The following is a 12,279-nucleotide window of genomic DNA, read 5'->3' on the forward strand; positions in this document are numbered from 1 at the left end:
TTCATAAAAAGTAAAAATATAGATTTAGTAGTTTTTTTTAAAAATACAATTATTCGAATTGTTAGTAAAGCTTAATACCTATACTGGATAGAGTACAAGAAGTATTAATACTTTATATCTATTGATTTAGTATGCAAATGTAAAACAACTGTTTTTATAAAAACAAATTGTCCTGAAATATTCTTTGAAATATTTAATTATATCTTATAAAAAAGCCAAAAATGCACCTTGATTGTGAACAAAATACCACGGAAGGCCCAGCTCTTTGGCTTGTTTACGGAGGTTTTCCAAGGCGTAAAATTTATTGGAATTATCAAAAATGAGCTTTTGATTTCCAAAAACGGGAAGAAGTTCTTCTACTTTTCGAAAAGCTGTATTTCGAATAACCACGTAATCTACCACAGGAGGAATCGTGGTCTGCACTGATTTTTCAACCAGCAAAAAGCTTTTTCCTTGCCAAACGATGAGCTTGCCGAAGGGTAAATTTTTAACAAAACGGGAGAGGTTTACGGATGAAGCCAACGGTTGTTGTTGAATGGAGCGAACGTTCCGTTCGTCGTATAAATTCTTGAGGTAAAAGTTGAATGGTTGTTGGTTTGGTTGAAAAAAAGCAGAATCAGCGAGCAACAAAGCCTCCTTCCCATTTACGAAGCTAATGACTGATTGACGGGAAACGGAATGAACGACCACGAACTTTTGTTGACTAAAATGGGCCATTTCCTTTAATTGCAAAACACACAGCAAGACACTAAAGGCCAGCGCATATCCTCCCCAACGAACTTCTCGGTAATACACCAATGCCAATAACATGGCCATGATTCCGTATACCAAGCCCAGTTCGACTGCTGACAAAGACAAACCTTTAAGGGTAGAAAAGGGCAACAAATCGGTCCAAATAACGATTTCATTTAATAACCACGTAATTCCAGTCAGCCCCCAACCTAGGAGCACCGATAAGTAAGGTACCCACGAAAGTACCAGCGCCACCATCGCAACTGGCAACATAGCGGTAGCCAAAAGCGCCACAAAAGGATTAGCCAACAAAAAATACGTCGGAAATTGATGAAAATAATAAACTGCAATCGGAAAGGTTATGAATTGGGCAGCGAGTGCTACGGTGGTCATTTCCCATAATTTACCCATCAACCATGTTTTGGGAGTAAAATACTGATTCAAAACAGGTTGAAGAAAAATAATCCCCCCCAGCGCTGCGTATGAAAGCTGAAAACTTACGGAATATAACAATAACGGATCAATGGCTAACAGAATGAGGGCGGAGCCAAAGAGGGCATTTTCGCCATTTTCTTTCCGTTTCAAAGGACTTGCCAGCAAAAAAATCGTAAACATCAGCGCCGAACGAATTACGGGGGCCGAAAGGCCCGTGAGCACCGCATAAAACCACATGGTAACGAGCGTAATGCCCAACGAGAGCCACCGCCCGTAGTGGCGTTTCTCCAAGCGTTTGAGCATAAAAGTCAAAATCGAAATAAAAATGGCGATGTGAAAACCCGATACCGACAGTACATGCACGGCCCCAGCGGCCGAATACGACTTAATCAGTTCGCTGTCCATCTCATCACGAAGTCCTAAAATCATCGCTTTCGCAACGGCATATTCACGGTCAGGAACAACGAGACGCCGCAACACCGCATCGCTCCATTCGCTTACAGCAAAAGCCCAGCTTTTATACCGTACACCTAGATAGTCACCTGTAAATAAAAAATCAGAGGATTTCAGGTAGTGCTGATGATAAATTTGTTTTTGACCCAGAAATTTTTGGTAATCAAACTGCGCAGGGTTTTGCGGAGGCTCCACCCGCCGAGGCTGGCCCCTCACCAACAAAATTTGCCCATAGTGTGGTTTTTTCGCCATTTTATCAAGGTAAATCAGGACCTTACCTTGCATTGGATGCCAGCCGTTTTCGCCTTTGCCCCGAAGTAATTCCACTTCAACTTTGTAGGTTTTGGCGCGGGTTTCGGATGGAGAAAGCACCACGGCTTCATAAGCCGTCAGTTGTGACCAATCTTTTTCCAAAACAGTCTGCGGCGTTCGCAACCAACCCAATCCCGCAAAGAGTACTATCATCAGCGTTCCTGACAAATAACGGTTGCCGCGCGAAAAAAGAACCAAGAAAAAAAAGGCAATGAAGACAACGGCAACGCCGCCCATCATTGGCCCGTTGATGACGGTCAACCAATGTTCGGGAAGCGCCTTATGCAGAAGGATTCCACAACAGAAGGCGATACAACAACGCAGCAGAACATTCATCGTGTAATGACCAAGCGTTTACTAACTGTCTCTTTTTCAGTCTTAACCCGTACAATATAAACCCCAGGCGCAATATTGGTCGTTGGAAACGTAACCAACCAACTTGGATAATCAGTGAATTTTTGATTGCCTACCAATTGTCCCGTTATGCTGTACAATTCAACCTCAAAATCCGTAAATTCAGTAACGTTGATTTGAATATTTACTTGGTCAGAGGCTGGGTTCGGGAACACTTTCACGTCAAACGTGTCTCCAAAAGGGACTTTTGAACACCAGTATTTGACCAGCCGCGCCCGACGGGGGGCTTTTTCAATCACGGCCATCATTCGTTCACTCTGGTTGACAGTAAAAATATTCATGCAGGAGTCAGGCGAATAATCCATGAAGTTTTCGGTCATGTTGCGGGTACGAACACCCGAACAGGTAGAAAACAACGGCCCGCAGTTGGTTGACTGATTGCCCGACTGAGCCGGGGGAGTATCAGCACAATAATCATCGCCGCAATCGGTGTCTCCCCATGTATGAATCAATCCCAGCCAATGCCCCACTTCGTGGGTGGTGGTACGTCCAAGGCTGTACAATCTACTCGTTACTGCCCCGCCCGAACCAAACACTTTGTAGTCAATAAAAACCCCATCCGTTTTTTCCAATAGCTCATTGGCACTGTCTAGCCCTTTCACGCCAGTGGCCGATGGAAACTGTCCGATTCCCAGGTAATTATTCCCAAATCGGCTAACCCAGATATTGAGGTAGCGGTCGGTGGGCCAACTGACAATATCAGCGAGCGTTTGGTCGTCAGTGAAGATATCAAAAGTGCTTTTAGCGCTATAATAATGGCGCGTAATACCGTTGGTCGGATTTCCGTCGGGGTCTTCATTGGCCAAATAAAATTCAATCCCCGTATTAGTTCCCACTGGGTTGGTATTAAAGCCACGCGTTCCAGGCTTTCGTTGATAGTCCTCGTTTAAGGTTCTGATTTGAGCCAAAATCTGATCATCCGAGATGTTGCCATTATCACGCCCACCAATCGTCATGGCGGCATTATTATGGACCACATGCACAACGACCGGGATACGCACTTGGGCGCAAAGCGCCGCTTGCCGAGCCCTGCGGTCGGTGGTAGCATTTTTTAAATAAGATTGAATGGAATCTTCAAGCATTGTGCGTTTTAGGCGCCAATAAGGGTAGCGCTTCGCAATGGCTGAATCATATTGAACGGCAGCACAGCGCTGCGCGTAAGAAGCAAGGTGTAAAAAATTCAGAAGTAAAAAAACACGAAGAAAACGGTTGGCAGTGAGCCGTCTTTTTATCCGACTACTCACTGCCAACTGCTCACTATTCTTTCTCTTTCTTTTCATATGCATCCAAAATGTCTTTGACGAGGCGGTGGCGCACTACATCACGTCCATCAAGCTCGACAAAGGCAATCCCCTTCACATCTTTCAGGGTTTCAAGCGCATCTTTCAAACCGGACTTTTGATTTTTCGGTAAATCTATCTGGGTTTTATCGCCCGTGATAATCACTTTTGAACTGGGGCCCATCCGCGTCAAAAACATCTTCATCTGCGAAGGAGTCGTATTCTGAGCTTCATCGAGCAGGATAAAAGCGTTATTTAGAGTTCGCCCGCGCATGTACGCGAGGGGGGCAATTTCGACAATTCGGTTTTCAAGGTAAAACTTCAATTTTTCACCCAAAATCATGTCGTCAAGCGCATCATAAATAGGGCGCAAGTACGGATCAATTTTCTCTTCCAGATTGCCTGGCAAAAACCCTAAATTTTCTCCTGCCTCCACGGCCGGCCGGGTAATAATGATTTTTTTTACTTTTTTTTCTTTCAACGCCTGCACCGCGATAGCCACTGCGGTATAGGTTTTACCCGTTCCTGCGGGCCCGATAGCGAACAGCAAATCGCTTTCAGCCGCTTTTTCCACCATCAACCGCTGATTGGCGGTTCTGGCCTTCACTACCACTCCTTTGGTACCGTACAAAATCACGTCTTTTTCGTCCTCCAATACGTGCGGCGGCGCCACGGAACCTCCATTGGCGGTCAGGTAATGACGTACGTTTTCGTTGGTGATTTTGCCGTATTTCTGGTAATGTTGCAGAAGGGACTCCAGAATATCGCTGATGCGGAGAATCTCGGGCTGAGTGCCCATTACACGTATTTCGTTGCCGCGTGAAATGATTTTACTCATTGGAAAAGCGGCAGCAACTTCTTTGATGTGGTTGTTTTCTACGCCGAGAAAGTCAACAAGTGACACATCTTCCAAGGAAATTATTTTTTCTACCAAACGATGTAAGTGGTTTAATAATGATTGATTACGTTTTGTTTACCTAAAACGTTGCGTTGTTAGTTTTAGCTTGGTGAAAAATACGTTTTTGTTTTTAGAATTACAACTTTTTAAGCGATTTTCCAGAGAAAACCCTGCCGTAAACTTTGATTATGAAAGGGTTGAATAAAATAAAAAACCGCCAGAATGATTGTTTTTTGTTGGAACAATAAACGGCAAAATGTAGCGCATAAAACCCGTTAGCCAAGGGATATTGATTGACGTATCTCCCGATTCTACCCTACAAAGAAGCCCAAAACAAAGTAAATATCCATTTTATCTTTAAAAACCTTTTTTAGCCCTAAAAATTCAAATAAATAACCAAATAGGGATATAAATACATAAATAATTAGCCCATTTAAAAAAATGGCACACTTATTGAGAGGCCTTGGTTTGAAGCTAAAATTAAAACAACCAAGGCAATGCAACACCTACTATCTAACCCAAAAGCTTTAACTGTAAGGACATTTTTAAATCTACTATCGTCTTTCGTAATGGCTTATTTTTTACTAAGTTCAGGTCTATCCAGAGCGCAAGCTCAAAACTGCGGACTAGGAACTAAGTTGAGCGGATGTGTGGGTGTCGATTGCCCTCCACTAACATTAGCACCCGACGCCAACAATGACTTAATTCAAGACAACAACCAAAGCGGCTACCCTATAAATACCACTTATCTCCCCCTTCCGTTCAATTGGCCAAACAATCAAGTCAGGGCCTACAGTCAAGTCTTTAATGTATTGGTTGGTGGCAATTTCAATGTAAAAGATGGAGGCCAAGGTGTACCCGCCGAAATCGAAGGGCGTGTGGCCATTAAGGGCAATTTAATCCTTGGCAACCCAAGCATTCCTTACAACACTTATTATGGAATTGGCTCTTCGGGTGGCGGAACCTACGTGATTGCCTCCACCAATTTACCAGCCTTATTGATTGGTGGAACCATCACAGGCTCGACCAATATGTTCGGGGTGGGCGGAACAGGCATCGCGATGGGGGGCACGTATCAGAGCAATTTGCCCAATTCCATCACCGTCACCGATAGTCTTGGGATAGGCGGAATAGGACTAAACATCGACAGTTGTTTAATCGATATTTCTACCAAAAGCCTCTATTGGGCCACGCTTACCCCTACTGGAACCCTGAGCGGGGATACATTGATTGGAAACAACAGCTCGTCGGTGCAGGTATTTAATGTGTCAAGTTGGAAGAACTTTGTGTTTAAAAATATCCCCTCTGGTGCTTCTGTCGTGGTAAACGTCAGCGGCTCAACCCACACAAACGTTCAAATGCCCTTGGTAAATGCAGTTACGCCAGCAGCAGGTTCTCCCTCTTTGTTTCGGTTACTCTTTAATTTTCACCAAGCTACAAACGTTACGTTTATAGGTACTTTTTATGGCTCGGCCATTATTCCAAACGGAAACGCTACTTTATCGGGAGGTAATTTTGACGGTCGATTAGTAGTAGGCGGCAACCTTACCCATGAAGCATCTGGGGGTGAAGTGCATAATTATCCTTTTGTTGGCGAATTTCCCTGCCCTCCTGCCTGCTTGAAAACGAGTTTTACGTTTACAGCACCCGCCTGTGCGCCCGACAAAAAATCATACAGCGTAACGTTTAACGTAACCCAAAAAAACGGCACCATCAAAGTCAATGCGGGTACCCTAACAGGCAACGGAAATGGTCCTTATACCGTAAGCAATATTCCTCCAACGATAAGTTTGAAAATCACGGACAGTCTGACCTCAATCTGTAAGTTTGACACCACTATTTTAGCCCCTGCGGCATGTAACTGTACCCCCGCTGCCCCAGTGGCTATCAGCCCAAATGTGTTTGCCTGTGCAGGTGATACAATCCCAACATTAAAAGCAACCGTATTGAGCGGGGTAACTGCCGATTGGTACGCCAACGCCACGGGCGGCTCCGCAATAGCCACGGGAGTGCTAAGTTATAAGCCTACTGGCACCGCCAGTGTCACCGATACATTCTACGTAGAGGCACGCGGAACTACCCAAAATTGCGGTGGCATCAGTGTATTGAGAACCCCGATTATCGTAACGGTGCAGGATTGTGATAGTCTCATTGATTTAAAACTCAAAAAATCAATCAGTAAAAAACTTGTACAAATCGGAGATACCCTGCAATACACGATCAAAGTATGGAACGAAAACACCAGTTTTGCCACGGGTGTAGAGGTCATCGACTCGCTCAATGCGGGTGTACAATACCTCAGCAGCTCTACTAATCGCCTATCTAACAATACAGCCGCTGGCAGTTACGATCCCCTAACCTCCAAATGGACCATCGGCGCTATTGGTATAAACGGAGATACGGTAGCCTTGACCATCAAAGTAAAAGTGGTTGCACAGGGCGTGTGGTTCAATACTGCCGAAATCAGCAAGGCCAACGAAAAGGATGTAGATAGTATGCCTTCCAATCAATCAGAGTCGGAAGATGACCTAGACCGTCAATGTTTTAGCGTACCCATCAAGCTTTGCGGTGGCGAAAAAGCCCTGCTGACCATCCCAAGCCAATTTACGGGTGTACAGTGGTTCAAAACAGGCTCTACCACGGCTATCGCTCAGGGCAATCAGGTGTTATTGGAAGAAAGCGGAACATACACATACACCTCAAGTTCAGGCACTTGCCCAGCGGAAGGGTGCTGCCCCATCATTATAGAGGCCAGTGCTAACTGCTGCATCGTAATGTGTGTTCCGTATACAGCCAAGAAAATAAAAAAATAAAGACCACAGAATATGTGTGTTAAAAGCCGCTCATCAAATAGCGGCTTTTTTCGTATTTAAACCTCCGCCTAGTAGTCGCGGCCTAAATAACTGATAAAAATCAATTTATTGACGGTATCGTTTCGTAAATTTGCATTCTGAAGGTGTGTTTTTTTGAATTTTAATTTTGATTTTTTTCAGAAGCTATGTTGAGAAAGTCTTTACTGGTAAGCGTGGGAGTCGTTTACTTGCTGATGAGTGCCTGTAAACCCAAATTACCTCCCGAAGAATATAACGCCAAAGCCGCTGACCCCGAACTCTATCATCAATCGGTCGAATTGCTTACTGAAGTTATCATTCACGACATTTTCAAGCCCCCGGTGGCGAGTCGCATTTATGTATACGCCAACCTTGCAGGCTATGAAGCAATGGTTCCTGGCTATCCTGCTTATGAATCATTGGGTGGAAAACTCAAAGACTTTACCGCCCCGACCGCTCCAGATGCCGACAAGGAATATTGCTTTCCGTTGGCCAGTACGCGGGCTTTTCTGAAAGTAGCCCGAAACCTTACTTTTTCGGCTAGTTTTTTTGACGAATACGAAAAAGAATTTTACAAAAAATATGAGGACATGGGCGTGCCCAGCGAGGTCATTGAAAACTCCCTGGCCTACGGCGATAGCGTGGCCGCGCACATAATGCGGTATTCCTCAAAGGATCGTTATAAACAAACCCGAGGCATCCGGTTTACAGTCACCAATGAACCTGGCACTTGGGTCCCCACCCCACCCGCTTACGCGGATGCCTGCGAGCCTGAATGGCACAAAATCAGAACAATAACCCTCGACTCCGCCACCCAATTCATGCCCCCTCGCCCACCCATGTGGACCAAGGATAAAAACAGTGAATTTTGGCGCGAAACCCGTGAGGTATATGAAGTAGGTAAAAACCTTACCGATGAACAAAAACGGATTGCTTGGTTTTGGGATGACAATCCATTTGTGATGAATGTGGTAGGGCACGTGATGTTTGCTAACAAAAAAATGACCCCCGGAGGGCACTGGCTAGCCATTCATGAAACGGTTTCGAGAAAGACTAAAGCCTCTTTTGACAAAAGCGTTGAAGGATACGCCCTCACTTCCATTGCGTTGATTGACGGGTTTATTGGCTGTTGGGAAGAAAAATACCGCACCCGAAAAGTGCGTCCAGAAACGGTTATCAATACCGATATTGACCCCAAATGGCAACCTTTTCTGCAAACTCCGCCTTTTCCTGAATACACCAGCGGGCACAGTACCATCTCAGCCGCCGCCGCTGAGGTGTTGAGTTTTGTTCACGGAGATTCCATTGCTTTTACTGATTCTACTGAATTCAAACATGGACACGGGGTATTGTCCTTTAAATCGTTCAGAGATGCCGCAATGAGTGTTAACATCAGCCGACTTTACGGTGGGATTCACTACCGTTCGGGTTGTGATGAGGGCAATCGCTGCGGCGTTAAAATCGGCAAACACGTTCTGGCCGTGGCCCGTACCCGAAAAGAACAAAAAGTAATCTCGCAGGTACAGTAGCAAAGTAGAGTTACTTTATTTTTGTTTTTCTATCTCACCTCGCAGAACATGATTGTCATTAAAAATCTTAAAAAATCCTACGGCGGGCATTTGGTTATCCAAGTGCCCGACTTGGTTTTGACAGAAGGCATCCACTGGTTCAAAGGGGCAAATGGCTCGGGGAAGACCACTTTTTTCAGAACATTGGCGGGAATGTTGCCGTTTGAGGGCGAAATTACCCTCGGCGGAATGGACATCCGCCGCTCCCACACCGCCTACCGCCTCAGCATCAACTATGGCGAGGCTGAACCCGATTATCCTGAGTTTTTAACGGCCAACGACCTCATTCAATTCGTGGCAACCGCCAAGCAAGCCAAAGCTGAGCAGGTAGACCAACTCATTGACACCCTCGGAATTGAGCCGTTTTTATATCAACCTTCGGGAACTTACTCAAGCGGAATGTTAAAAAAAACGTCGTTGGCGTTGGCATTTTTGGGCAATCCTAAAGTAATTATTTTGGACGAACCGCTCATTACAATTGACGATTCTACAGTGTTGAAAGTATATGAACTTGTCCGCGATTACCACGCCCAAGGAGTCAGTTTTCTGTTATCATCCCATCAGGATTTTATGTTTGAGAAACTGCCGATTCAAACTGTTTTTCGCGTTAAAAATCAATCAATCCAACCAGAATCAATCCCAACCCATCGGCACTAAGTACGTTCGGTTAAATACTGCGCAGACGCAAAGCACCCCGTAGCGCCCCCCTTTTTCGGTTTTTCATTTTTTGGTTTTTCGGTTTCACATTTTTTAGTTTCCAATCCCCCTTCATCCCTTGCTTTCACTTTGGAACATCCTCTATAAAACCCTCGTAAGGGAATATTACCGCCAAAACACAGGCTTTTTGTTTTTGAGCCTGATGTTTGGGTTTGGTATTCTTCGTCCTGAAGACCACATTGCCCTGTCGGCCTACGTGTTTGCCTCCCCTTTTTTGCTAGTGTTGGTGTTTGGACTTTGGGCGTTGTACCACCTTAAAACCCTCTTTTTTGTACGGCAACGTTTCTTGTGGGACTCTCACTCTTTTCTGTTCGAATTGGTATTGATTCCCCCATCCACCCGTTGGCTTTTACTCTGGGGCATCCAAATGATGCTTTGGATGCCCGTATTGGCGTATGCCGCCTTTGTGGGTTATTATGGCTGGAAACTGGGCCAACCCGAAGCCGTCATTATTACGGCTGGTTATTTACTAATTTTGCCAATTACGGGCGTATGGGCGTACGAGTACCGACTATTTCGCCCCAATCCAGACACCCGCCTCAATCAACTTTCAGCCTTTTTCAATCGCCGATTTACGAAGCCTTATTGGTCGTATTTTGTGTTATATTTATTCAATAAAGCGCCCATTTTACTGTTTTTGACCAAAGTTTTTACCTGCATCGTGGTCGTGGGAGTTTGTAAAATCTACCCCACCGATAGCTACGATGAGCGCCTGTTTTCGCTCGCGGGGGCCGCCATTGGTATGGTGCAAGTAGTGTTACTACTGCATTTATATGAATTTGAGCATGTCCAGCTACCTATGCTCCGCAACCTTCCCTTTACATTGGCACAGCGATTTTACAAATACAGCGGTCTATTTGCATTACTTATGCTCCCCGAAACACTTTTTTTGTTTCGTTACCTCCCCAAAGGAATAGGTTTTTTGTATATAGTTGAGTGGTTTGGGCTGCTACTCAGTCTGCTATGGCTGATTTTCGGGCGTTTTTTACAGAAACACCATACCATGGAGCATTTACTAAAGCTTGGTATCTACACATTCATTGCGCTCTACTTTGTAATTATGTTTCGAGTACCCATTTGGGGGATTGTCGCCCTATGCCTTGGTTCTGGGATATTCCTGTTTCATCGGCATTATTATCGTTCGGAATACTTGATTGATTCCAAGGCACTGGATCCTCGCCCAGAAGATTAGCCGTTACTCCTCCTGTTTTCGGGTTTTCCTAAATTGAATGGCTCGGCTCGTAATACCCAAACGATTGGCCGCCTGGGCCACACGCCCTTTCTCGCGGCGTAAAGTTAATTCAATTGCCGTTTGAGTGGTCAAATCCCTAAGTTCTCGCAAGTTCAACCCCCGTTCTAATATCTTCTGAATGGCACTCTGATACTCATCGTTTGAAGAAGGCAACGATTCCGCCGAAATCTGACGCTCAGGGCGGTCAAGACTCGGAATATCGGCCAATGTAATCGGGCTTTTGCCTACATGCTGATTGGCAATCCGCTGAATTAATTGTTGTAATTCACGCACATTGCCTTGGTAAGAGCGGCAAGTCAAATAAGCCATAAGTGAAGCATCAATAGACGGCAAATCCCTTTTTTGGAAAGATTTTTCAAAAAAACGCTGCGCCAAAAGCGGTATATCTTCGCGTCGTTCTTCCAAAGATGGTACTTTACAAACCCACGACGAGATGCGATAATACAAATCTAGCCTAAATCTTCCGTTACGAACCTCTTCGTCCAGCAGTCGATTGGTGGCACCTACTAACCGAAAAACAGTTTTTTTCCAAAAATTATCTCCGATGGGTTTGTACATACCTTCCTGAACCACCCGCAATAACTCCGCCTGTAAGCGCAGGGGTAATTCGCCGATTTCGTCCAAAAAAAGGGTGCCATTATTGGCCAATGAAAACGCACCTTCACGGGCATTGACGGCGCCCGTGAAAGCCCCCTTTTCGTGCCCAAAAAACTCACTTCCTGAGAGTTCTGGCGAAATCGTAGTACAATCTACCAGCACTATATTTCCTTTGGGACGACGTGGATCAAAATGATGGACCAATCTGGAAAGCATCTCTTTACCAGTGCCACTTTCTCCGATAATTAATACCGAAGATTCTGAATACGTCGCAATTTCGATCATTTCACGAAGCGTATTTTTCCAAATGGCAGACTCTCCGATGAGGTTTTCTTTCACAAAATCGGTTTGTATCAACCCCTCAATCGTATGCCAACGATTAAGCTGCTCTTCAATTACCTGATGAATCAACGGAGTATGTTCAAAATCATACACTTTCGATGCTCCCGCAAACAGCAACTCCCAGATCACTTCCGAGCGGTACATCTCGTTGTCAAAAATCACCACTATCGTCCGCTCATGCCGCTGAAACGCTTCTTCCAATAAACCACAGACGGCGTCCGAGGTATCCGTAGTATCCAGCAAAATCAATCCGGGAGCAGAGGCCACAAAATGGTCTTTAACACATGCCTTGATAGTAGCAAGTGATTTCAATAAAGCGTCACGCGAACGTTGAGAATGGCGCGTGAAATCCTTATACCAAATCGTTGGGTATTTCATAATTCTGCGCGGTAAAAAATAATACGGGGTAACGAAAATACTAAAAATGATTTCGAGAACAAGCAAAAGA

The 12,279-nt window shown here is 44.9% G+C and carries 8 protein-coding genes; 4 read left to right on the forward strand and 4 right to left on the reverse strand.

Annotated features, from left to right (window positions below):
• Positions 1–204 precede the first annotated feature (204 nt).
• The 3 genes from GVN20_RS22225 to GVN20_RS22235 are packed head-to-tail and all read right to left on the reverse strand — an operon-like array spanning position 205 to position 4,560.
• The gene (locus GVN20_RS22225) at positions 205–2,268 is read right to left on the reverse strand and encodes a ComEC/Rec2 family competence protein (RefSeq protein WP_166560466.1); all 2,064 of its coding nucleotides are present in this window, start codon (positions 2,266–2,268) and stop codon (positions 205–207) included.
• Positions 2,265–3,626 carry a T9SS type A sorting domain-containing protein gene (locus GVN20_RS22230; RefSeq protein ID WP_166560467.1) on the reverse strand — a complete coding sequence of 454 codons (1,362 nt, stop codon included), beginning with the start codon at positions 3,624–3,626 and terminating at the stop codon, positions 2,265–2,267. Before GVN20_RS22230 ends, GVN20_RS22225 begins: the two co-directional genes overlap by 4 nt.
• Positions 3,604–4,560 (reverse strand): PhoH family protein, encoded by a 957-nt coding sequence (locus GVN20_RS22235; protein WP_166560468.1) that lies wholly within the window; start codon positions 4,558–4,560, stop codon positions 3,604–3,606. Before GVN20_RS22235 ends, GVN20_RS22230 begins: the two co-directional genes overlap by 23 nt.
• 533 nt (positions 4,561–5,093) lie before the next feature.
• On the opposite strand from GVN20_RS22235, the gene GVN20_RS22240 reads away from it, so the two are divergent.
• From GVN20_RS22240 to GVN20_RS22255, 4 genes are all read left to right on the forward strand, one after another.
• Entirely contained in the window at positions 5,094–7,337 is a 2,244-nt protein-coding gene (locus GVN20_RS22240) for a choice-of-anchor A family protein (protein ID WP_166560469.1), read from the forward strand.
• A 188-nt stretch (positions 7,338–7,525) separates the two neighbouring features.
• Positions 7,526–8,884 (forward strand): vanadium-dependent haloperoxidase, encoded by a 1,359-nt coding sequence (locus GVN20_RS22245; RefSeq protein WP_409033846.1) that lies wholly within the window; start codon positions 7,526–7,528, stop codon positions 8,882–8,884.
• A 48-nt stretch (positions 8,885–8,932) separates the two neighbouring features.
• Positions 8,933–9,580 carry an ABC transporter ATP-binding protein gene (locus tag GVN20_RS22250; RefSeq protein WP_166560471.1) on the forward strand — a complete coding sequence of 216 codons (648 nt, stop codon included), beginning with the start codon at positions 8,933–8,935 and terminating at the stop codon, positions 9,578–9,580.
• A 118-nt stretch (positions 9,581–9,698) separates the two neighbouring features.
• Positions 9,699–10,832, forward strand: a complete 1,134-nt coding sequence (locus GVN20_RS22255) for a hypothetical protein (RefSeq protein WP_166560472.1) — start codon at positions 9,699–9,701, stop codon at positions 10,830–10,832.
• Between the two features lie 3 nt (positions 10,833–10,835).
• On the opposite strand, the gene GVN20_RS22260 is transcribed toward GVN20_RS22255, so the two are convergent.
• Positions 10,836–12,209, reverse strand: coding sequence for a sigma-54 dependent transcriptional regulator (locus GVN20_RS22260; protein ID WP_166560473.1), 1,374 nt, complete (start codon positions 12,207–12,209; stop codon positions 10,836–10,838).
• Positions 12,210–12,279 lie beyond the last annotated feature (70 nt).

Origin of the sequence: Runella sp. CRIBMP (assembly GCF_009905605.1) — a bacterium.
GTDB lineage: Bacteria > Bacteroidota > Bacteroidia > Cytophagales > Spirosomataceae > Runella.

Bases quoted from the DNA above. Each gene is read 5' to 3' on its own strand.
- GVN20_RS22240 (WP_166560469.1), top strand. From the start codon at position 5,094: ATGGCTTATTTTTTACTAAGTTCAGGTCTATCCAGAGCGCAAGCTCAA.
- GVN20_RS22230 (WP_166560467.1), bottom strand. From the start codon at position 3,626: ATGAAAAGAAAGAGAAAGAATAGTGAGCAGTTGGCAGTGAGTAGTCGG.
- GVN20_RS22250 (WP_166560471.1), top strand. From the start codon at position 8,933: ATGATTGTCATTAAAAATCTTAAAAAATCCTACGGCGGGCATTTGGTT.
- GVN20_RS22260 (WP_166560473.1), bottom strand. From the start codon at position 12,209: ATGAAATACCCAACGATTTGGTATAAGGATTTCACGCGCCATTCTCAA.
- GVN20_RS22225 (WP_166560466.1), bottom strand. From the start codon at position 2,268: ATGAATGTTCTGCTGCGTTGTTGTATCGCCTTCTGTTGTGGAATCCTT.